The sequence below is a fragment of the Pseudoalteromonas luteoviolacea genome (assembly GCF_000814765.1).
Taxonomy (GTDB): Bacteria; Pseudomonadota; Gammaproteobacteria; order Enterobacterales; family Alteromonadaceae; genus Pseudoalteromonas; species Pseudoalteromonas luteoviolacea_H.
This window is the reverse complement of sequence record NZ_JWIC01000004.1, coordinates 882,121-903,820: the sequence shown is the minus strand read 5'-3', so window position 1 is coordinate 903,820 and position 21,700 is coordinate 882,121. Positions and strand designations below refer to the sequence as shown.

Sequence of the window (21,700 nt, the reverse complement as noted above, 5' to 3'; positions counted from 1 at the left end):
AAGTCCTATATTTATACCTATGGTTTATAAATTTACTTGAATACAGATACCAGCTCATAACCTCTTATTTTTCTTATGCTATTATCATTAATTAGAACCAGATAAATTAAACCCCTTCATAGTTCTTGCTATATAAACAGTAAAATGATCTGAATTTGGGTCTCGTTCAATCATCACAGGCAACGCGCCGTGTCCTTGAGACTGCATATCCAATACTGAATTTAAATCTTCAGATAATGCATGTACCTCATCATCGCTTTGCAAAAACACTTTAGTTGCACATTGGTTACTGCGACATTGGGTATTCTCAAATGGATAAAGACTTAACGCATCTTCATTAAACAACTCTCCATATTTTTGCTCTTGTAATTGAGCCCACTGATGATCTATCGGTTCATCAGAGAAGCGCTCAGCTGCACTGACTCGCTTGCCATCTTGGTTTTGTATGGCTTGTATATATAGCTCAAAATCTTTTATCGCAAGCTCAGCCTCCAACTGCATAATTGTGAGCTGCTCTGGAGCATCCGCGCTTGGGACCAAATCTTGATAAGGATGTTGATTTACTGCATCTACTAAATTAGTTGGCGTGAAAATGTCTGTAATTTCCGCAATGGTTTTGAACTCTGTCACGACTTCTGTACCAGTCTCTGAAGCATGCTTATCTAGAGGATTATTAACGACATGTTCTTGAGAAACTTTCTTCTGAGGTGGGTTACTAACGCTGTCGCTTTTAATCGAAAAGTCTGCAAGGTATAAACCTAATAATAGAGCTAACACATATTTGATAGAGATTTTTGCCTCTAATAAAGCTGCGACTGTCTTCATTGTTTTGGAATTAAATGTATTATCTAGTTCACTTTTACCGTCTACAAGTTCAAAAAACAACCAATCAGTTTGTGTTTGTTAGAATAATATTGAAATTAGCTTGATATCGCATTGTTCAACTATGCTGGAGCTGTCTTTTTCAGCTTAATTATTGCATTTCGCTTTAATTTTAATCACACAAGTATTTAAATTGAACTCAATGAAATAGCTTTCTAGACCGAGGAATTATTTGAAGCGTGTTTTACCTCAGTAAGCTCAGAAGTAAAAGGCCTGATTTCTGAAGTTAAACTTGATATAGATAGGCTAATCTAGACCCTATAAACTTAACCATTTTGTATTTAAAATGAAGCTATAAGATTAGGATTCCAACTCTTTAATAAAAGTGCTCGGTTCACTAGGAGACATGATATAGGCTTGGCGTTTTGCACGGGTTAATGCCACATAAAACAAGCGACGCTCTTCAGCATCTGGATAGGTCTCTAGCGGAGGAAGAAATGCCTCAATAATTCGGTCATTTTGGCGAGTTGCTGGTACAGAGTTTTTATCTAACCCTGTTAGAATTGTAAAATCAGCTTCTTTACCCTTTGCCGCATGAAATGTCATGGCAGTAATATTCAGTTGTGTATATTGATCATTTAATAGCATTAACTCCTCTTTAGAAGGAAGCTGCTTATGGTAACGTGCAAGGATCATTACTGATGTATATCCTGAATGACGCATGGCTATTTGCTTGATCACTAAGGTGTATGCATTCGTCGACATTTCTGGCGTGATCATAATAGAAGGAGCATCAGGTACGCTCTGCGCACGAACTTGTTTGACAATTTGCTGTGGGTTTTGGCATACAAAATGACTGGCCAAATCGAGTAAGTCTTGGCCATATCGAAACGTTTTATCCAGTTGCATGACTGTAGAGACGCCAAAATGATGCGTAAACTTTGTCGTAAGCCCAAGATCGGCACCATTGAAACGATAAATCGACTGCCAATCGTCTCCAACGGCAAATAAGTGACTTCGTGTATACTGTGCTAATAGCGCCTTGACCAACTCAGCCCTAACTAAAGATATATCCTGAAATTCATCGACCAAAATATGCACCCAAGGACTCTTAAAGCGTCCCTCTTTAACATATTTAGTTGCAAGACTAATCATGTCATCATAATCAATCGCCTGTTCATTATTAAGATACAGTTGATATTCCGTAATGACAGGACGAAATACACTGAGCAAATCTTCAAATTCTATTTCTAAGTTTTGTAAGCTGCCAAGGCTAGAAGCCTGTTTATACAAACTTATAAGATCACTAAACTGCTTAACCAATCGCGCTACAGAGCTTGCAGAAAAATCCACCTCCTTTTCATCTGGCTTATATCCAAAATGCACCATCAATAACTGCTGTAATCGTTGCTCATAAGCGCGGTCTTGGCAAAGAGACACCAATGCATCGTGGATAAATTGCTGCTTCTTTTTTTCGTTATGACATAACTGAGAAAGAGTCGGCGGCTTTCCTTCCACTTGACCTAAAATATACGTCCCTAGACTATGAAAAGTACGGCAAGTGGCTTCAAAATTTGCGTTTTTAAGCCTTTGTTGCATTTCATCTGCAGCATCTTTGCCATAAGCAAGCATTAAAATTTGCTCGCTGTTTGCCAGTTTAGCGTTCAGTAAATAACCCACTTTTGCGATCATCACACTGGTTTTTCCCGTACCAGCACCCGCGAGCAACAATTGTCTTTCATCAACAACCACACACGCTCTGCGCTGAGCGATGGTCAATGGCTTGGACGCAACTGAATCAAAGTAGGCTTCATAATCATGCAGCTGCTTTTTAATATAGGCTTCTCTAAACTCATCAATATCTTGCTGCTGCCATGTGTGTACTTCTTCTAAAGTGAAGCGAGTTTGAGCGAGATGCCTTTCAAAACGTTTGTCTAGCGACCAATTTAACCAATAGCCCGCCAACTCTGAGGTCATTTTTTGCGCTGTAAGCAATAAACTGTGAGACAGATACCTTTTTTCCAATAACGACTCAAGTTTAGCGATACTTTGCGTCAACTTATTAACATGAGAGCTTAACCAAAGCTTTTGCAATTCAAATTGTGCTGCCTCTAAATCACATCCTTGGATCCGTACTTTAAAACTAGACTCTGGCGTAAAAATTTGAATTTTAGGGGTAATTTTACCGTTTAAAATAACTGGAGGCTGAGATTGAATTTGCCAAGTGTACAGTTTTTTTACCGATTTAGTCTCAATCACGATGCCTTTAGTCGAAATTGACATGGCACTGATCCCATCCATGAGCCGCGATAATGTATGAACTGTAAACTGCATTAAATCGTCTAGATAAACTGAATATAAAGGAGAGTTTAGGGTAATCGAGCAAGCCTGTCATTGATTATTCAGTGCCTACGGAAAAATAGTGAACGTAGCCTTGCGGCAAAAAAAAGAAAAAGCAGGCCAACATAAGTTGGCCTGCCTTATTTACTTAATCTAACCAAAAGTCCTTTCTAAACTTTAAGCCAAATTCACTGCGGTCATTGCTGCGCATGATGCCAACAAAACCAGCTTGTTGTAAACGACCGACATCATATACTTCGTTGAAAACATTCTCGCCGTATAAGGTAACTTCTGTATCACCTTCACTGTTTGTATAAGAAATATTAAAACCAAACAACTCGCGAGACTCAATAAATTCATTCGGGTTATTCACTGATTGACCTTGCATATCTGAACGGTAAGAGTAACTAGCGTTCACAGCAACGGTCGCTCCTGAGTCTAGGTCCATAAAGTATGAAGGGGCAACCATCACGGTCCAGCGGGGTGTCAATGCAGGTGCATTACCTACCGTGATACCTTGAACGCCATCGTCAACGTGCGTGATTTCTGAATCCAGATAACCCACTGAACTGCGGATACTAAAATCATCTGTCACGGCAACTGTCGTTTCTAGCTCAATACCTTGCGCACGTGACTCACCAGCATTCTCAATATATGTATTGAATCCATTTGATGGATCGTTGAATGGTAATGCCAAATCTGTGTAATCAGTCACAAACACAGCAACCATCATAGACACACGGTCATGCACCTGACCTTTGAAACCAACTTCGTAGTTAAGTGCTTTAGTCTCATCGAACGAAACAAATGCATCAGCACCACCAAATGGACGTGGTGGGAAGCCGCCGCTTTGGTAACCTTTTTGTATTTGTGCATACACGTTCATATCAGAATTTAATTGATATGCCGCATTCACGTCCCAAGTCACTTCATCAAATTCAGCGTTTGCATTTTTTGCAAAGTATGTAAAGTCAGCTTTTGCCTCTTTCGAGTCTTCTGAATACCTTAAGCCACCACCTAAGCTTAATTGCTCGGTAATATCGAAGCTCGCATTAAAGTAAGCAGCGTAAGAATCAGTTTCTTGCTCAATGCGGAATGAACCTGGTGCTGCTGGAGTATTAAATGGGCTATATACATAAGGTGCCGATGCTGTGAAGCCATCTTCATTAAAATAATAAAGACCTGAAACAAAGTCCCAAGAATCGAATGTACCATTTAACTGAAACTCAACTGAGAACTGGTCCGCACCACCTTCTTCAGGGAATTCAGACAAGTGAAGCGGTGTACCGTCGTCATCAAGGCCACCTGTATAATCTGAGCTGCGCTTACTGGTAATAAACTTCACTGCATATTCATCATTGACTTGCCAATCAGCAATCACAGATGCTCCCCAACCAGAGTAATCTGTACTTTCTATGCCCGCAACTGTTGAACCTAAATCGTCTGGGTTGTCAGGTAACATGCTTTCCTTCAGCAAAGGAAAATCGCCGTTATTAGGGTCATTTGGATCGAGACCGCCGGTGACTTCAATCGTGTAAGGTGATTGACCTGATTCATTGTCTACTGCGTCAATGGCAACATTCAAGCTGAAGTCACTGCTTGGCTGCCATTTCACAGCTACGCGGCCGCTCATTTCTTGCTCTTCGCCAATTTCTTTTTCAGGATTTGTTAGATTCACAGCATGGCCAACGCCTTCACGTTCTTTGTAAGACGCGTTGGCTGCAAAGCTCCATTGATCATTGATGGTTTGATTGGTGTATATATCACCACCCAACCTACCACGAGAGCCCACTTTTGACTCAACGCGCACAATGTCTTCACTACCAGGCTTTTTGGTAATGATATTAACCGCGCCACCCAAAGTATTACGACCATACAACGTACCTTGCGGTCCACGTAGTACCTCAACGCGCTCAATATTTGGTAAAGATAAGTTAGATCCCATCTGGCGACCTAAGTACACACCATCGACATATACACCAACACCTGGATCTGTGGTAATAACATGATCTTGTAATCCGATACCTCGAATGAATACTGATGCATGTGCGGCATTTCCCACGCCATAGCGAGTGATATTTAGGTTTGGAACAAATTTACCAATATCATCTAAATTGCTCATATTGCCTTTTTCAATAGCATCCGAGCCAATCGATGTAATCGCTGTTGGTGTTTCAAATAGACTTTCTGTACGTTTACGAGCCGTTACCTCAATTTTTTCAAAGGTATTATTCTTAGCCTGTATATCTTCAGCTGCAAAGGTAGGTAAACTGACTGCGGATAATATCGCAGCGCTTAGCGCAGATAGACCAACGCGTGGTAAAACTGTTGTCATAAAATCTCCAAAGGAATCGCCGTGTGTGATCAGCCTGAGGCAGGCTGGGAGCTCATATCTGCATAAAAAGCAGACATAAAAAAAGATGCGTAATACGCACCTCTTTCCTCTGGAAGGTTATTATACCCATTTACTGTAAAAAACGAAATAAAAACTTCATAAATATATTAATTTGTAAAATTTTTACTCAATTAAAACGATAGCATTACACATGATACAAAATAAAAAATCAGGTTTACAGTTTTAGCAAGAATGAAAAACCCAATGGATAGACGAATTCAGGGATCAGTGTCGTTTTAAAAAAAGGTAGGAAATAAAAAACCCGTAGCCATAAGCTACGGGTTTATGATTTGGTGCGAATGGGGGGACTTGAACCCCCACGAGCATAGCTCACCACCCCCTCAAGATGGCGTGTCTACCAATTCCACCACATTCGCAAATCTTTCTTAGTTTGGTACGTCCGACTCTTCGTTAGAAGCTGGTACGTCCGTCGCTGCTGGAGCAGTTACTGCTGCAGGCGCTTCTAGGTTTTCCCACTGGTCAGTTTGTTTAATCTGGCCTGCAGTAAGGTTACCTAATGCAATACTTAACACGAAAAACACGGTTGCAAGTACTGTCGTTGTTTTGGTCATAAAGTTGCCTGCACCTGACGAACCGAATACGGTTGCTGATGCACCTGCTCCAAATGAAGAGCCCATGTCGGCACCTTTACCTTGTTGAATCAAAATCATTCCAACCAACGCTAAAGCAACGACTAAGTAGACAACCAAAAGAATTTCGTACATTTACTTATCCCTTTGCACTCTCACAGATAGAGGTAAATGAATCTGGTTTAAGGCTTGCGCCACCAATTAAACCACCATCGATATCTGCTTGTGCGAACAATAATTCACTATTACTTTCGTTAACGCTACCACCATACAGTATTTGTAGCGTTTCAGAAACTTCAGTGTCATATTTAGACACTAAATCTCTTATAAACTTGTGTACCGCTTGAGCTTGCTCTGGGGTAGCCGTTTTACCAGTCCCGATAGCCCAAACAGGCTCGTATGCTATCACAGAGTTAGCCAGTGATGCTATACCTAATTTGTCAATTACAGCGTTTATTTGCCCTGCAACGACTTCTTCAGTCTGCCCTTGCTCTCTTTGACCTTCAGTTTCACCAACACATAAAATTGGTGTCAACTCATTAGCCTGAGCTTGAGCAAACTTATTGGCTACATCTTCATTAGATTCACCAAAAATACTGCGTCTTTCAGAGTGACCAACAAGCGTAAATTTCGCACCAAGGGACTTTACTAAAGAAGCTTGGGCTTCACCAGTATAAGCACCTTTTTCGTACTCTGAAATTGTCTGCACTCCAGCGACTACGCCTGACGCAACCACGTTACTTAACAGTGCAGCTGGTGGGATCACAACAATCTCAACATCTTGGTTATTGACGTTTTTAACTGCGCTTGTAATTGTCTGAACTAATTCTACAGAACCGTTCATTTTCCAATTACCTGCCACCATAGGCTTTCTTTTCAACATTCGATACTCCGCGTCAGAAAGCGGGTGAGATACTAACGCTACTCACCCTAAGTTACAAGAAAAATTTTAGCTTTATGGTTTAATTGCTCACAGATTCAACAACTTCTGCAATTTGCTGAGAGAAATCGATAACTTGCTTCTCTTGTTCAGCTTCAACCATGACACGTACTACTGGCTCTGTGCCTGACTTACGAAGTAGTACTCTTCCTTTACCATCGAGTTTTGTTTCAACGTCTTTCACAGCAGCCTGTACGGCTTCATTGCTAACAGGGTCAGTGCCCTTTGCATAGCGAACGTTGATCATATTCATTGGATATTTGGTAAAGCCAGTACCAAGATCTTTAAGTGTTTTATTTTGTGCTACCATGGCAGCCAATACTTGAAGGCTAGAAATGATACCATCACCCGTTGCAATGAGGTCAAGATTCAGAACATGGCCCGAACTTTCGCCACCAATGTTCCACCCCTCTTGAGTCAGCAACTCCAATACATAGCGGTCACCCACTTTACTGCGTAAAAACGGGATATCTTGCGCTTTTAACGCATTTTCTAAACCCATATTAGACATCACAGTGCCGACGACGCCGCCTTTGAGCGTGCCATTAAACTTAGCCTGCAATGCTGCTATGTAAACAATGTCATCACCGTCAAAAACGCGACCATTGTGATCGACCATCATAACGCGGTCGCCATCACCATCATATGCAATGCCAACATCGGCTTTATGCTCTAATACCTGACGCTTAAGCGCATCCACGTGTGTTGCACCACACTGCGCATTAATATTCATTCCATCAGGTTCACATGCTGTCGCTATCACTTCAGCACCGAGTTCTTGCATGACAGATGGTGCAATATGGTAAGTCGCACCGTTTGCACAATCTAGTACGATTTTCAATCCTTCTAGAGAATATTCTTTAGGGAACTGGCTCTTACAAAACTCAATATAGCGACCACTTGCACTGTCTAAGCGTCGTGCCTTACCTAACTGCTCAGACGGCACACACGTCATTGGTTCATCAAGCATCGCTTCTATTTCCAGCTCTACAGAATCGTCTAACTTCTTACCATTACCACCAAAGAACTTGATCCCATTATCATGGTAAGGATTATGAGAAGCACTGATAACAATCCCCGCTTCAGCTCTGAATGTTTGCGTCAAATACGCGACAGCTGGTGTTGGCATTGGGCCAAGCAATACCACATCAATACCAGCAGCAATCAAGCCTGCTTCAAGTGAAGTTTCAAGTAAATAGCCAGAAATTCTGGTGTCTTTACCTATGATCACTTTCTTAGTACCTGATTTAGATAAGACTTTACCCGCTGCCCAGCCTAACTTTAAGGCAAATTCAGGGGTAATTGGGAACTCACCTACAAGCCCTCGAACACCATCTGTGCCAAAATACTTTCTTGTTGTCATTTAGTTACTCCATGGTTTGCTGCAGACCATACCCGCAGCACATCATTGGTCTCTTTTACATCGTGAACGCGTATGATACTTGCACCATGCTGTGCACATAGTAACGCACCAGCTAAGCTTGCAGGTAAACGTTCACTCGTATCCCTATTTAATAAATTTCCAAACATTGACTTACGTGACAAGCCTGCCAAGACTGGTAAATTAAAATCAGCAAACTGCTGAAACTTACCAAGTAACTCAAAGTTATGTTCAAGTGATTTACCAAAGCCAAAGCCTGGGTCTAATATTAATCTTGAACGTGCAATCCCTTCTTTTTCACACGCAGCAATACGCGCTTCAAAAAAGCTCTTTATGTCATTGATTAAATGCGTATATTGAGGGGCCTGCTGCATTGTTCTTGGTTGGCCTTGCATGTGCATGAGGCAAATCGGTGCATCTGGGAATTGTGCTGCGACAGATATACAACCCGGCTCTCGCAATGCCCTTACATCATTAATTATGTCTGCCCCCGCGAGCAGTGCTTGGCGCATGACTTCTGCTTTACTCGTATCTATTGATATCACACAATCTGACTTCGCTCTGATCCCTTCAATAACTGGGATGACGCGTTCAAGTTCTTCATCTAGCGCAACATCTGCAGCACCAGGCCTTGTTGACTCACCTCCGATATCTAGAATCGTTGCCCCCTCATCGAGTAGCAAAAGTGAGTTTATGACAGCGCTATCATTTTTATAGTTCTTGCCGCCATCAGAAAATGAATCTGGAGTAGTGTTAACGATACCCATTATTTGTGGGCTAGAAAGGTCTAAAGTGCGACCTCGGGGTAATGAAAGTTGAAACATGTGTTACCTTCCTGCTGATTGTATCTAAGCATACTTTACCTGCCCCTTCCAGATTATTGATTAGATTCACTAAAAATAAAGTCAGCCAGAGAAAAAACAGGTGTAAAGATTGTTTTTAGATACAAAAAGGCCTCGAGAAAGCTCGAGGCCTGAATTCCTACAGTCTTATTTTACCTTTTATTAAGGCTTGTCATCAAGTTCTGTATTTGATTGAGGCGGAATTTCTGGACTTGTCTCTTCAGCTTTAGGTGCTGGAGTGTCGTCGTTTACCCCATTATCTTTATCAGATTTACGATCATGTGCATCTCTTGGTGGACGAACTTCTTTACGCTCCATCAAATCGTCGATCTGTCCTGCATCAATGGTTTCATACTTCATTAGCGCATCTTTCATCGCATGAAGAATATCCATATTATCCTTTAAGATCTGCTCTGCTCTGTCGTAGTTGTTTGTCACGAATTTTTTGATTTCAGCATCAATCAACTTAGCAGTTTCATCTGAAACTCCAGCCATTCTTGAACTGCTGCCACCCATGTACATTTCGCCTTGTTCTTCCATGTACATTTGTGGACCTAACACAGGGCTTAAACCCCATTGCGTTACCATCTTTCGCGCTATATCTGTGGCACGCTCAATGTCGTTACTTGCGCCAGTCGTTACTTTGTCATCGCCATAAATGATGGCTTCTGCAATACGACCGCCGTACAAACTAGATAACATTGACTCTAGATGCTCTTTCGAATGACTTACACGATCTTGTTCAGGTAGATACATGGTCACACCCAAAGCTCTACCACGTGGAATGATAGACACTTTATAAACCGGATCATGTTCAGGTACCAATCGGCCCACAATCGCGTGACCAGCTTCATGGTATGCGGTCATCTCTTTTTCTTTCTCAGACATTACCATTGACTTGCGCTCAGCACCCATCATGATCTTGTCTTTCGCAGCATCAAACTCAGCCATACTCACTTTTCGCTTGTTGCCACGCGCAGCGAATAACGCAGCTTCATTAACCAAGTTAGCTAAATCTGCACCTGAGAAACCAGGAGTACCTCGAGCAATCAATGATGCTTCAACATTTGAATCAAGCGGCACTTTACGCATGTGGACATTTAGGATCTGCTCACGGCCACGTACATCAGGAAGACCTACAACAACTTGGCGGTCGAAGCGGCCAGGTCTTAATAATGCAGGGTCTAGAACGTCAGGTCTGTTTGTCGCGGCAATCACGATAATGCCTTCGTTACCTTCAAAACCGTCCATTTCTACAAGCATTTGGTTTAGGGTTTGTTCACGTTCATCATGACCGCCTCCCATACCTGCACCACGCTTACGACCTACAGCATCAATCTCATCAATAAAGATGATACAAGGCGCAGCTTTTTTCGCTTGTTCAAACATGTCTCTTACGCGAGACGCACCAACACCAACAAACATCTCTACAAAGTCTGAACCAGAAATTGTGAAGAAAGGTACTTTTGCCTCTCCCGCAACCGCCTTAGCAAGTAATGTTTTACCTGTACCCGGAGGGCCTACCATTAATACCCCTTTAGGGATATTACCGCCAAGCTTTTGGAATTTTGATGGGTCACGTAAGAAGTCAACAAGCTCTGTTACATCTTCCTTCGCTTCATCACAACCGGCTACGTCCGCAAATGTCGTTTTGACTTGGTCTTCACTCATCAAGCGAGCTTTACTCTTACCAAAGGACATAGCGCCTTTACCGCCACCGCCTTGCATTTGACGCATGAAGAATATCCACACACCAATTAACAGCAACATTGGGAACCAAGAAATGAAAACGTTCGCCAAGAAAGACTGCTCTTCTGGTGCAACGCCTTTGACGTTTACATCATTTTTTAACAGATCATTAATTAGGTCTTCATCATATAATGGCATGATTGTTTGAAAACGTTCACCATTACTTTTTATCCCTGAAATAGTACCTGCCGTACGATCAATATTTGCTTCTCTGATCGCTCCGCTACGTACTTCTTTTACAAACTGAGTGTAACTTGTTTGACGATCAATTTGCTCGCCACCATTGAAGCTCTGAAACACTGTCATAAGCACAACTGCAATGACAAGCCAGAGAATTAAGTTCTTCGCCATATCGCTCAAGGGGTTAACCTCTTGTATCCAATTTATTTAAAATCATCTTTAATGCACCTCAACTGTACTACAGTTTGTATCCTGTCGCCACTATATATACTTCACGTGACCTAGGTCGAGACGCTTTTGGTTTACGGATCTTTACAACTTTAAATGCATTACGCACTTCCTGTACAAATTGATCAAATCCTTCACCTTGGAAAACTTTGACCGCAAAAGCACCATTTGATTTCAGTACCTGATGGCACATATCCAACGCAAGTTCTACCAAATACATGCTACCAGCTTGGTCTATTACGTTATTTCCACTCATATTTGGTGCCATATCAGAGAATACAACATCAATATTTTTTCCACCTATTCGGTCTAATAACGCATTTAGAACGCTCTCTTCACGAAAGTCACCTTGCAAAAAAGCAACACCCGGTAATGAATCCATAGGAAGGATATCACACGCAATGACTTCGCCTTTATCACCCACTTGCTCCGCTAGGTATTGTGACCAGCTTCCCGGAGCAGCACCCAAATCAACAACATGCATACCTGGGCGTATTAATTTATCTCGTTGTTGTATCTCTTCAAGCTTAAATACAGCCCGTGAGCGATAACCTCGTTTTTGTGCTTCATGAACAAAAGGATCGTCTACATGCTCTTTTAACCAGCGTTTTGAACTCGCTGAGTGTTTTTTATTTGCCATATTCACTGCAACTCATTAGTAATCTTCTTTAGATGGCGTTAGAATAACGAGAATTCAAGCCTTAATTTAGTAAATTGTACCAATATGACTTTATCAAATAAACAAAAGCAGCACCTTAAAGGGCTAGCTCACGCTCTAAAACCTGTCGTTTTACTTGGCGGTAACGGCCTAACAGAGGGCGTATTGTTAGAAATTGAACAGTGTTTAGAAATTCACGAATTGATCAAAGTTAAAGTCCCAACCAATGACCGAGAAACCAAACAGCTTATATTTGATGCAATTGTCCGCGAGACTGGTGCTCATAAAGTTCAATCAATCGGACATATCTTAGTACTTTATCGTCAAAGCGAAGAGAAAAAAATAATTCTTCCTCGCAACTAGTGAAAAAGAGCCGCTATTGCGGCTCTATCTTTCGCGCCACTTTAATCGCATCACGAATGAAATTGGTGGTAAGCTGATTAATTACACCACTCTCTGCATTGAGCAACAAACTAAAGCCGATCCCTAAGTAAGGCAGCACAACCACATCCGTTCTGTAACCTTGTACCCAGCCACTATGATAGTAAAGGGTTTCCCCTTCGAAGTCGTAAATCCTCCAACCCAACCCATAATGAGCATGATCTACATATTTACGCCATACCCTGCGCTTAAGTTCTCGTTTAGTGCGCGTGAATGGACGAGATTGGATCGTTAACGCATCGAGTGATAATACACTTGGATAGACACCTAACTGTGCTTTCAACCAAGCGACCATGTCTTCTGCACTGGCATTTACCCCCGCAGCTGGCGCCACTTTATAATAATGCTTCTTTAATCTCGCTGTGTGCCAATATTTACGGCCTTTCACATGAGGTAACGCGTAATTCTCATTATGTGTCATGTGCGCATAGCCAACGCCGGCATCTTTCATCCCTAACGGTTTGAACATGAATTCATTAAGCCAAGTCTCGTAACTAAGTCCTGTTGCCTGTTCGATGACATTTCCCACCAAGCTAAACATCACGTTTTGATACCCATAACAAATGCCAGGCCGACATAGCCGATCTACTTTTAATAGTCGAGGATAGATGTCTTCATACGACATCCTAGACTCAATTAAATTGTCATACGCATTGGGTACCAAACCACTCGAATGAGTCAATAAATGATATACACGCAATGTGGAATATTGGCTGTCTAGAAATATTGGTAGATAATCTGCAACGTATTTATCTAAATCAATCCGCTCTTCAGCAGCTAACTTCGCAGCCAAAGACCCAGCGAACGTTTTCGATACAGACGCCAATCGAAAACGCGTTTTACCATCGACTTTACGCCCTTTTTTAACTTTAGTCCGTCCATAGCCCTTAGCTAAATCGCCAAATTCTAAATGGGTAATACTCAAAGCTGCACCAGGCACCGATTTTTCTTTTAGTTTTTGTCTGACTTGCTTAGAATAGCCGTTTACAAAATGCTCCCACGCTTTTGCTCTGTCAATCTCATTACTTTTAACAGGCTGAGATAACACCATCAAAATTAAGCATTTTGAAAATATAAATAGTGACTTCATAATGACTCAGTTCATTAACACGCGATGTTATGGTATCACGTAAGTTGCTGTCTCACGACATACAATAATTTAAAACCGCTAATCTTTTTTGTAGAAAAAAGTTACAGAATATAACTAGTTACAATCTTGAACATTTTTAGACTGTAAGTGACTAATGAATACAAGGTAGAATTTAGCACATTGGCTGTAGATGATAATGAAGAAAAGTAATTTGAGGTGTTTAATAATGCGAGTAATTATAGGCAGTATTGCATTAACAGGGCTAGCTGGTTGTATGCTAACACAGCCCCTTGCACCAAAGCTAAGCCTTCCACCTAAGCCCCTGCTACAAAAATCAATCTTTCAGATAAGCTACAGTAGTGAGCTCGACTCCGCACGCATCAAGTCTGTTCAATTACCTGCACATGCTGTCAAAAAACGTGATTCCGTTTTTATTGACACCAGTAAAGTGACGATCACCGATCAATTACACAACAAATTGATAAATATACTGAGCAAGAAAGGGTTAATCGTTGATAATAGCGAAAATACAGATTATCGCTTGGTCATTCAGCAGGCTGACTTAACGTATGGAAAAGATAAAGTTTATGTATTAAACAAGCCTAGTAGTGAACACGCCTATATCGCCAAAATATCTCAAACTATGCCCACTAAACAATGCAGTAACATTACCGCATCTTTGAGCATGCGTTTAACACACAACCAATCCAGCGATGTAGTCTGGTTTGCAAAGTCTTCTGTTGATAGCGCAGGTTTTCAGGGCATACCCATGCAATACACTTTCACAGAAACGCAACGAATTACTAATGAGCAAGCGGTGCTGAACTTCATCACAGAGCAGAATACAGATGAAGCAAGACAAGCGCGCTATCATACATCTGTGGACATGCCAGCTTATAGCATAAAATCAGTACAAACCCCGCTAGTAAAAGTTGCTGGCGCATGCACACAAGAAGAAGTCAGCGCACTCACACCCAAAATGATGTTTAAGTTAACTGAGGGCTTAATTGACAAACTTAATGTTCAATAGCCAACAAAATCATACATTTCATTACAATTTTTACCTGCACAATAATTATAATTGGCGCGATTAAAATAAAGCGTTAGTATGGTTTTACTACAGAATAAGTGTCACCTTTTGTGCGCACTTGTCAGATTAAAGGAGCTTGTTCATGGAGCAATACGGGACCATCTTACTGGTCGAAGACGATGAATCACTCGCACAGTGGGTTGCTGATTATTTAAACAACCAAGGCTACACCACACATTGTTGTCACCGTGGCGATGAAGTCATTTCAATGGTAAAGCAAATCAACCCAGACCTAGTACTACTAGATATCATGCTGCCAGGCCAAGACGGGATCAGCGTTTGTAGAGAGCTTAGACAGTTTTACAACAAACCTATCATCATGTTAACTGCAAAAGATGAAGAAATGGATGAAGTCATCGGCCTTGAAGTCGGTGCCAGCGACTATGTCATTAAGCCGGTAAGGCCAAGAGCTTTGCTTGCAAGAATCAAAGCGAACGCGCGAGCGGCCCAAGACTCGGGCAGCAATGAGCAATCCAACAGCGCGATATTAGCTGTGGGCAACTTAAAAATAGATACACAGTCTCGTAAAGTCCTCGTTTCAGAGCAAGAAGTGGTTATTTCCAGTGCTGAATATTTACTGCTGCACTTTTTAGCTTCAAACGCCGGTGAGGTCGTATCAAGAGATGCCGTATTTAAAGCCACAAAAGGTCGTGAATATGATGGTCTTGATCGCAGCGTAGATGTGCTCATTTCAGCGCTTCGTAAAAAGTTTGATGATGACCCCCAAAATCCAGAAAAAATTAAAACAATTTGGGGTAAAGGTTATTTACTCGTGCCATCTGCATGGTAACGTGGCTGTAGCTTCAAACTTACTGAGGCTACAGTACAAATTATACCTCCGTTCTTTATGGCTCTGCGTTACTCTCATTGGAGCTAAATAATGAGAAAACTGTATTTATCTTTGTTAACTGGTGTGATCATCTCAATTGTCTTATTGGGATGGCTGATTGATACCTTTAGCGAACAAACCGCACCAGATGAAGACAATTTTTTTTGGCAGGCGAAGTTGCTCGTCGGTCTAGCGAACCAAGCTGGTGACAAAGCACTAGACAAACGCACTGCATTTATAGAGCAAGCAGGCAAAGATTTTGACTTAAAAATCGCCTACCATTTGGGCACCTCTCTGGCCCTTCCGGCTGAATTAACTGAACAGATGCATCGCCCACAAGGCCTGCTTATCGACTCTGATGAAGGTTACTTTTATTTATTAAAATCAACCCCAGCCATCAAACCGGACTACATAGAACTACAATTAGAAAAGCCCCCAGAGAGAAACAGTTACGATGTATTCCTTACCCTAGCCTTTTACTCAGGTGTCTGCGCATTCATGTGGTTTGTATTAGCGCCTTTAGCAAAAAGGCTATCAGTGCTGACGCACGCAGCGAAGCAATTTGCAAGCGGCAACCTCGACACCCGCATTGAAGTTAACCACTTTACTTATATCAAAGATGTAGAACTCACATTCAACCGAATGGCAAACCAAATAGAAAAGTTACTCGCTGAGAATAAACTCATGGCATCCAGTTTATCTCACGACATAAGAACACCCGTCGCTTGTCTGCGGTTTGGTTTTGATGCAGCCTTAGAAGAAAACGACATTGACGAAATACATCACCTGCTTGAGCGCATGGAAAAGGACCTCGACCAGATGGAAGACATGCTGTCAAGTTACCTCTCCTTTGCCACGCTAGAGCAAAAATCGCATCTATTAAAATTTGAGCCAATTAAACTCAAAGGGTATATATCTGACGTTGTGGCGCAAATGCACCCTAAAATGTCGAAAAACGGTCTAACAGCTAACCTTTCGATAAAACCTGATCTCATGATGGAAGCCGATTTACACTGGTTAGCACGTGCCATATCTAACCTACTCAGTAACGCCTGTGACTTTGCTCAAATGCAGCTATTTATCAGTGCCAAATTACATGATCACGAAATTGAAATCACCGTGGAAGATGACGGCCCCGGTATTGAACCAGAAAACTGGAACAAGGTATTTAATCCCTTTTTCCAAGAGCAAGGTCATAGGAATCGAGCAGGTAAAAGCTATGGTTTGGGCTTGGCGATTGTGTCGAAAGTGGTCGACTGGCATCACGGAAAAGCCTCTGTAGGTCGTTCTGAGTTATTAGGCGGCGCTAAATTTACGTTAATTCTGCCCTGTAAAGCGGTCTCACAGGCTGTACAGAGTGACTGACACCCCGGCTAGCTATCCACATAAAGTTAATTAAAAACAGGACCTTAACTTTAAACTTAAGAAAAAATTATGGATACTCAAATCCACGCTGTTTTTTCCATCAAAAACTTGTGCTAGATCAGTGCAGATAAACCTTTTTATTTCGCTTCAATTACAGTAGATTGTTGCGGCCGTCTTCAAAAAAAGAGAAATATAAAAACATGAGCAGTATTCGAGGAGAGTTTAGTTCTCGGTTTGGGTTTATTATGGCCGCTGCAGGCTCTGCAGTGGGTCTAGGCAATATTTGGGGATTTCCCACACAAACGGCAAGCAATGGTGGCGCTGCGTTTGTACTTGTATATTTGGTATTGGCCTTTTGCCTTGCATACCCAGCATTAATGGCTGAATTAATAATAGGACGTCATGGTCAAGCAAATGCGGTGGCCTCATTGCAAAAGCTCGCAAATAACGCAACTCAAAAGCGCTTTGCTTTTATCGTCGGCTTTGGCGGTATTATTTGTTCAGGCTTAATTTTAAGTTTTTATGCAATCGTCGCTGGTTGGATGTTCAGTGCAACCTTGGAACCAATTGCTGTAATAAGTGGTAGCGAGCAAGCTACTAGCTGGCTAAGTGAGCAGTCACTATCTAGAAACCTGATACTTACTGCTGCGTTTATTCTTCTGACCGTTGCAATTATCAGTAAAGGGGTTGAAAACGGGATTGAAAAATGGTCTAAACGTTTGATGCCAGCGCTACTGTTTATTTTGTTTGCCCTAATAGGCTATGTACTCACGCAAGAAGGCGCAATGACTGGATTAAAAGCATATTTGGTCCCTGATTTTGGCTCTATATTAGACCCTAACTTGCTAGTGAGTGCACTTGGGCAAGCATTTTTCTCGCTCTCTTTAGGAACCAGCGTGATGATCATTTACGGCTCATACATCAGTAAGCAAGAAAACCTTGTGTCGCTGGGCGCTTATGTCACGCTAATTGATGTATTCATTGCGTTTGTCGCAGGTATGCTCATCATTCCAGCAATGTATGTTGCTCAAGCCCAAGGCGTAGAAATTTTCTCTCAAACAGGGGAGTTATTATCTGAAGACACTCTGGTCTTCCAAGTGCTACCCGCTTTGTTTGATAGCATGGGCAGTGTTGGCATTTTCATCGGTTTTGCCTTCTTTGCCCTCATGAGCATCGCAGCTTTAACGAGTTCGATTTCAATGTTAGAAGCGCCTGTTTCCTATGTGGTAGAAAAATTTGCATTAGCACGTGTACACGCAACGAGATTGATTGGTGTCATTGTCAGCATTGTAAGTGTAACTATCATACTTAACTTCAACAGCTTATTCGGGTTCGTCGTCCAGCTCACTACTCAGTTTGCACAGCCTTTAATTGGTATGCTTTGCTGCATCTTTGCCGGTTGGATCTGGCATAGAGGCAAGTTATTAGATGCGATTAAAGAAGGGAATGATGACGTAGAACATAGCTTCTTTTGGAAGATTTGGCCTTGGTATATTAAATTTGTTTGCCCTTTGGCCATTGCCCTGGTTTTCATCAACTCTTTATAAAAAAGGCGCATAAGCGCCTTTTTTACTCTTGATATTAAGTCAATTTAAGCAGCCTTTTAACGGCTGTATTTCATGTCAATATGTTCAATACCATCTTCTAAATAAGCCTCACCTACGCTGTTAAACCCCACCTTTTGATAGAAAGGTTGCAAGTACGTCTGTGCAGCAATTTCAATAAACATGTTAGGATAATGGTCTTTACAACACTGAATCGCTGCCGCCATCAGTTCATAAGCAATACCACTTCCCCTCGCATCTGACGCGATTAACACACGGCCAATAGCGGCAGTTGCTTTACCCTTTTGATAACAGCGCGCATACGCTTTTACCTGCTTGCCGTCACTAAATAGAATATGGCGAGTTGATGAGATACGATCTATCTCATCTATTTCTGGGTAAGGACATTGTTGTTCAACAACGAAGATATCAACACGTAATTTAAAGACTTCAAAGAGCTCATCGTTACTGAGCTCATAAAATGACTTTACTTTAAACTCAGTCATTGTGTTTAGTAGGCCTTATTTGTCCGTTATGCAAATAGTCGCTCAAGCTGGTCGCAGATGCGTGACAGATTCACCTGATCATGTTCAATGGTTAAATCTACGTATCCATCGCTACGAAACGCACGATCGAGTTCAATTAAGACATGCGTTTTATGTGCTTCAGGCACAAAAGACAGCTCTACCTCTTGTAATCCAAACACCGAACGACTGCTTGGGCGGTATTCGATTTCTTGGTAGCAACCTGAAATTGACTGAAAACTAGAAGCACGCAAATACCCCTTTTCTACATCCGCTTTCACTAATTGGAAGCCAAGTTTATCCATCGCGCTGAGCACTGCCTTCACCGCCTCATTTGGATAAATATGCAATGCATCCTTATCTGATGGGTCAAGCGCTAGATCGATGTCTAAGCCCGTTTCAAGCCATACATGGCAATGATTGTATGGTGCATTAATTTGCGTGATCGGCGTTTCAGAGTGCAAACGCGCCTCAAATGGGATGACCCTTTGTTCGCCTGGTGCAATGGTGAACTCTTCTGGAATACGCCACTTCTCAATCACATGATTAGTAAAATACTCACTCTCATCAGACTCAACTTTTACCTTAGTCATTAAGGCCAGTTCTAACCCTGAAATTTCTTGTTCTACATCACCACCCATCACAATGATCTGCGCTTGGAATTTCTGGCCTGGGTGTAAATGTTCCGTTTCTAGTATTGTGTCTACTTTTGCTGCACCTACTCCGACAGATGCTAAGAGTTTTTTAAACATCATTACTCCTCTCGAGGATGTTCCGTTAAGGCATCTTAAACACATTTATTACAGCTTGTCAGTGAAAATCTGCCTATTTTTGATAAATATAGGCTTGGTTGAATAGAACTAATACGAACAGTGCCATACTTTCGTCCAGAATAGATTTATAAACTAGCTTGATTTGATAGAATCAATTTACCTAACACTACCAGCGTTACTTATGGAACTACTTTATTTTGCAATTGCCTTCGCGTGTGGTTTTTCAATTTATCAATTAAAGCTACCACCTCTGATTGGATTCTTGATGGCAGGGTTTATTCTCAACCTGATGGGACAACAAACCACCCCTTTACTCTCTCAATTAGCTGATTTAGGGGTCACCATCCTGCTATTCAGCATCGGCTTAAAATTGCGAGTAAAGAACTTGGTGAAGCCCCAAGTTTGGGCCCCAGCGACCTTGCATATTATATTAAGTAGTGCCTTTTTCGCGTCTCTACTATTACTGTTGTGTGTATTTAATTTACCCCTCTTCAATGAGCTAGACCTACAAAGCGCTTTACTCGTCGGCTTTGCGTTTAGCTTCTCCAGCACTGTATTTGCCGTCAAAGTACTTGAAGAACGCGGAGAGATGGCTAGCCTGCACGGTAAAATAGCCATCGGTATCTTGGTTATGCAAGACATCTTTGCCGTGGTTTTTCTTGCCATCAGTACAGGTAAAATGCCAAATGTATGGGCGCTGGGTTTGATCGTCGGTTTATTTGTATTTAGAAAATTAATGTTTTGGGTACTTAGTCGCTCAAAACATGGGGAGCTATTGCCCCTATTTGGTTTCTTTTTTGCACTGGTTGTTGGCTATCATGCGTTTGAGTTTGCTGGCTTAAAAGGAGACTTAGGTGCGCTGATCATCGGTATGATTTTCGCGCCACATAAGAAAGCAAGCGAGCTTGCAAAGTCCTTACTTAATCTCAAAAATGTGTTGCTGGTCGGGTTCTTCTTAAATATCGGTTTAAACGCCAGTATTTCTTTGAATGCTTTCCTTATCGGCTTACTTTTGGTGTTAGTCTTACCTGTGAAAGTTACGTTGTATTACGTCTTAACCAACATGTTTAGACTGCGCGCACGTACCTCCTTACTCAGCGCTTTTACGCTTTCAAACTACAGTGAGTTTGGTCTTATTGTTTGTGCCGTTGCGGCAAGTTCGGGCCTAATTGCCCCAGACTGGTTAGCGGTCGTGGCCATTGCTGTGTCCATTACTTTTATTCTGGCATCGCCTTTAAACAAACGTTCTAACGAAATCTATGTCAAATTTGAACACATTCTTCAAAAATTTGAGAACCCAAAACGTCTTGAGGAAGAGCTACCAGTCAACCTCACTGACACCCGAATCGTTATTTTTGGTATGGGTCGGATCGGAACCGGTGCCTACGAGACAATCCATTGCACCCACCCAGGCTCTGTAGCCGGTATCGACATCAAACCTGAAGTGGTGGATAAGCACATCGCGAGAGGGCGGCGCGTACTGCTGGCCGATGCAACTGACCCTGACTTCTGGCAGCGCGTAAACCACTCTGACGTTGAAATGGTCATGTTAGCAATGCCCAAGCACATGCAAAATATATATGCACTGGAACAACTGCAAGCCTCCGGCTATACAGGTCAGGTTACGGCTATTGCAAATTATCCGGACCAGCAAAAAGAACTAGAAGATATGGGAGTTCACTCAACTTATAACTTCTATTTAGAAGCTGGTAGTGGTTTCGCAGAGCACGTAAAAGAAAAATTATTCTAAATTAGACAAATAGTTCTCAGACCCCCTAAAAGGTACTGAGAACTATTTTTATTTTCCTGTCATATAGTTACATCTAGACGTCTAAAAAAGCCCCCTCTTATTAGCACTTTTTTGTATTAGTGCGATTTACAAAACTTTACAACGAAGTTAGTAATTCGACACCGAAACA

Annotated in this window: 18 protein-coding genes and 1 tRNA gene; 6 read left to right on the top strand and 13 right to left on the bottom strand. The window is 41.8% G+C overall.

Annotated features, from left to right (window positions below):
* Positions 1-87: 87 nt before the first annotated feature.
* The 10 genes from JF50_RS07290 to rlmE all read right to left on the bottom strand — a co-directional run bounded on the left by JF50_RS07290 (position 88) and on the right by rlmE (position 12,107).
* The gene (locus JF50_RS07290; protein ID WP_152614471.1) at positions 88-885 is read right to left on the bottom strand and encodes a hypothetical protein; all 798 of its coding nucleotides are present in this window, start codon (positions 883-885) and stop codon (positions 88-90) included.
* A 297-nt stretch (positions 886-1,182) separates the two neighbouring features.
* The gene (locus JF50_RS07285) at positions 1,183-3,156 is read right to left on the bottom strand and encodes a UvrD-helicase domain-containing protein (RefSeq protein WP_039608749.1); all 1,974 of its coding nucleotides are present in this window, start codon (positions 3,154-3,156) and stop codon (positions 1,183-1,185) included.
* 154 nt (positions 3,157-3,310) lie between these two features.
* Positions 3,311-5,497 (bottom strand): TonB-dependent receptor, encoded by a 2,187-nt coding sequence (locus JF50_RS07280; protein ID WP_039608748.1) that lies wholly within the window; start codon positions 5,495-5,497, stop codon positions 3,311-3,313.
* 351 nt (positions 5,498-5,848) lie between these two features.
* Positions 5,849-5,934: transfer RNA gene (locus tag JF50_RS07275), tRNA-Leu, on the bottom strand.
* A gap of 9 nt (positions 5,935-5,943) precedes the next feature.
* Complete coding sequence (secG, locus tag JF50_RS07270; RefSeq protein WP_039608747.1) at positions 5,944-6,282, bottom strand: preprotein translocase subunit SecG; 339 nt, start codon at positions 6,280-6,282, stop codon at positions 5,944-5,946.
* 4 nt (positions 6,283-6,286) lie between these two features.
* The gene (tpiA, locus tag JF50_RS07265) at positions 6,287-7,030 is read right to left on the bottom strand and encodes a triose-phosphate isomerase (protein WP_039608746.1); all 744 of its coding nucleotides are present in this window, start codon (positions 7,028-7,030) and stop codon (positions 6,287-6,289) included.
* A 79-nt stretch (positions 7,031-7,109) separates the two neighbouring features.
* Complete coding sequence (gene glmM, locus JF50_RS07260; RefSeq protein WP_039608745.1) at positions 7,110-8,450, bottom strand: phosphoglucosamine mutase; 1,341 nt, start codon at positions 8,448-8,450, stop codon at positions 7,110-7,112.
* Positions 8,447-9,292 (bottom strand): dihydropteroate synthase, encoded by an 846-nt coding sequence (gene folP, locus JF50_RS07255; RefSeq protein WP_039608744.1) that lies wholly within the window; start codon positions 9,290-9,292, stop codon positions 8,447-8,449. Before folP ends, glmM begins: the two co-directional genes overlap by 4 nt.
* Positions 9,293-9,472: 180 nt before the next feature.
* Complete coding sequence (gene ftsH / locus JF50_RS07250; RefSeq protein WP_039608743.1) at positions 9,473-11,410, bottom strand: ATP-dependent zinc metalloprotease FtsH; 1,938 nt, start codon at positions 11,408-11,410, stop codon at positions 9,473-9,475.
* 67 nt (positions 11,411-11,477) lie between these two features.
* Entirely contained in the window at positions 11,478-12,107 is a 630-nt protein-coding gene (rlmE, locus tag JF50_RS07245; RefSeq protein WP_039608742.1) for a 23S rRNA (uridine(2552)-2'-O)-methyltransferase RlmE, read from the bottom strand.
* Between the two features lie 84 nt (positions 12,108-12,191).
* Between rlmE and yhbY the strand changes: the two genes are divergently transcribed.
* Positions 12,192-12,488 carry a ribosome assembly RNA-binding protein YhbY gene (gene yhbY, locus JF50_RS07240; RefSeq protein ID WP_039608741.1) on the top strand — a complete coding sequence of 99 codons (297 nt, stop codon included), beginning with the start codon at positions 12,192-12,194 and terminating at the stop codon, positions 12,486-12,488.
* Positions 12,489-12,501: 13 nt separating this feature from the next.
* Here yhbY and JF50_RS07235 read toward each other — a convergent pair whose 3' ends face one another.
* A complete protein-coding gene (locus JF50_RS07235) occupies positions 12,502-13,656 on the bottom strand; it encodes a serine hydrolase domain-containing protein (RefSeq protein ID WP_039608740.1) in 1,155 nt (384 codons plus the stop codon).
* A 226-nt stretch (positions 13,657-13,882) separates the two neighbouring features.
* On the opposite strand from JF50_RS07235, the gene JF50_RS07230 reads away from it, so the two are divergent.
* From JF50_RS07230 to JF50_RS07215, 4 genes are all read left to right on the top strand, one after another.
* Entirely contained in the window at positions 13,883-14,686 is an 804-nt protein-coding gene (locus tag JF50_RS07230) for a hypothetical protein (RefSeq protein WP_039608739.1), read from the top strand.
* A gap of 142 nt (positions 14,687-14,828) precedes the next feature.
* Positions 14,829-15,536 (top strand): response regulator transcription factor, encoded by a 708-nt coding sequence (locus JF50_RS07225; protein ID WP_039608738.1) that lies wholly within the window; start codon positions 14,829-14,831, stop codon positions 15,534-15,536.
* Positions 15,537-15,626: 90 nt separating this feature from the next.
* Positions 15,627-16,940, top strand: a complete 1,314-nt coding sequence (locus tag JF50_RS07220) for a sensor histidine kinase (protein WP_039608737.1) — start codon at positions 15,627-15,629, stop codon at positions 16,938-16,940.
* Positions 16,941-17,140: 200 nt separating this feature from the next.
* Positions 17,141-18,487, top strand: coding sequence for a sodium-dependent transporter (locus JF50_RS07215; protein ID WP_039608736.1), 1,347 nt, complete (start codon positions 17,141-17,143; stop codon positions 18,485-18,487).
* Positions 18,488-18,543: 56 nt separating this feature from the next.
* On the opposite strand, the gene JF50_RS07210 is transcribed toward JF50_RS07215, so the two are convergent.
* Positions 18,544-18,990: a GNAT family N-acetyltransferase gene (locus JF50_RS07210; protein ID WP_039608735.1), complete on the bottom strand. Its 447-nt coding sequence runs from the start codon at positions 18,988-18,990 to the stop codon at positions 18,544-18,546.
* A gap of 26 nt (positions 18,991-19,016) precedes the next feature.
* Positions 19,017-19,760 carry a sporulation protein gene (locus JF50_RS07205; RefSeq protein WP_039608734.1) on the bottom strand — a complete coding sequence of 248 codons (744 nt, stop codon included), beginning with the start codon at positions 19,758-19,760 and terminating at the stop codon, positions 19,017-19,019.
* 202 nt (positions 19,761-19,962) lie between these two features.
* Here JF50_RS07205 and JF50_RS07200 point away from each other — a divergent pair, with 202 nt between their 5' ends.
* A complete protein-coding gene (locus JF50_RS07200; protein ID WP_039608733.1) occupies positions 19,963-21,531 on the top strand; it encodes a cation:proton antiporter family protein in 1,569 nt (522 codons plus the stop codon).
* Positions 21,532-21,700: the final 169 nt, after the last annotated feature.

Bases quoted from the DNA above. Each gene is read 5' to 3' on its own strand.
- ftsH (WP_039608743.1), bottom strand. From the start codon at position 11,410: ATGGCGAAGAACTTAATTCTCTGGCTTGTCATTGCAGTTGTGCTTATG.
- JF50_RS07235 (WP_039608740.1), bottom strand. From the start codon at position 13,656: ATGAAGTCACTATTTATATTTTCAAAATGCTTAATTTTGATGGTGTTA.
- JF50_RS07205 (WP_039608734.1), bottom strand. From the start codon at position 19,760: ATGTTTAAAAAACTCTTAGCATCTGTCGGAGTAGGTGCAGCAAAAGTA.
- JF50_RS07280 (WP_039608748.1), bottom strand. From the start codon at position 5,497: ATGACAACAGTTTTACCACGCGTTGGTCTATCTGCGCTAAGCGCTGCG.
- JF50_RS07285 (WP_039608749.1), bottom strand. From the start codon at position 3,156: ATGCAGTTTACAGTTCATACATTATCGCGGCTCATGGATGGGATCAGT.
- JF50_RS07225 (WP_039608738.1), top strand. From the start codon at position 14,829: ATGGAGCAATACGGGACCATCTTACTGGTCGAAGACGATGAATCACTC.
- JF50_RS07215 (WP_039608736.1), top strand. From the start codon at position 17,141: ATGAGCAGTATTCGAGGAGAGTTTAGTTCTCGGTTTGGGTTTATTATG.
- yhbY (WP_039608741.1), top strand. From the start codon at position 12,192: ATGACTTTATCAAATAAACAAAAGCAGCACCTTAAAGGGCTAGCTCAC.
- JF50_RS07220 (WP_039608737.1), top strand. From the start codon at position 15,627: ATGAGAAAACTGTATTTATCTTTGTTAACTGGTGTGATCATCTCAATT.
- tpiA (WP_039608746.1), bottom strand. From the start codon at position 7,030: ATGTTGAAAAGAAAGCCTATGGTGGCAGGTAATTGGAAAATGAACGGT.
- JF50_RS07230 (WP_039608739.1), top strand. From the start codon at position 13,883: ATGCGAGTAATTATAGGCAGTATTGCATTAACAGGGCTAGCTGGTTGT.
- folP (WP_039608744.1), bottom strand. From the start codon at position 9,292: ATGTTTCAACTTTCATTACCCCGAGGTCGCACTTTAGACCTTTCTAGC.
- JF50_RS07200 (WP_039608733.1), top strand. From the start codon at position 19,963: ATGGAACTACTTTATTTTGCAATTGCCTTCGCGTGTGGTTTTTCAATT.
- rlmE (WP_039608742.1), bottom strand. From the start codon at position 12,107: ATGGCAAATAAAAAACACTCAGCGAGTTCAAAACGCTGGTTAAAAGAG.
- glmM (WP_039608745.1), bottom strand. From the start codon at position 8,450: ATGACAACAAGAAAGTATTTTGGCACAGATGGTGTTCGAGGGCTTGTA.
- JF50_RS07210 (WP_039608735.1), bottom strand. From the start codon at position 18,990: ATGACTGAGTTTAAAGTAAAGTCATTTTATGAGCTCAGTAACGATGAG.
- secG (WP_039608747.1), bottom strand. From the start codon at position 6,282: ATGTACGAAATTCTTTTGGTTGTCTACTTAGTCGTTGCTTTAGCGTTG.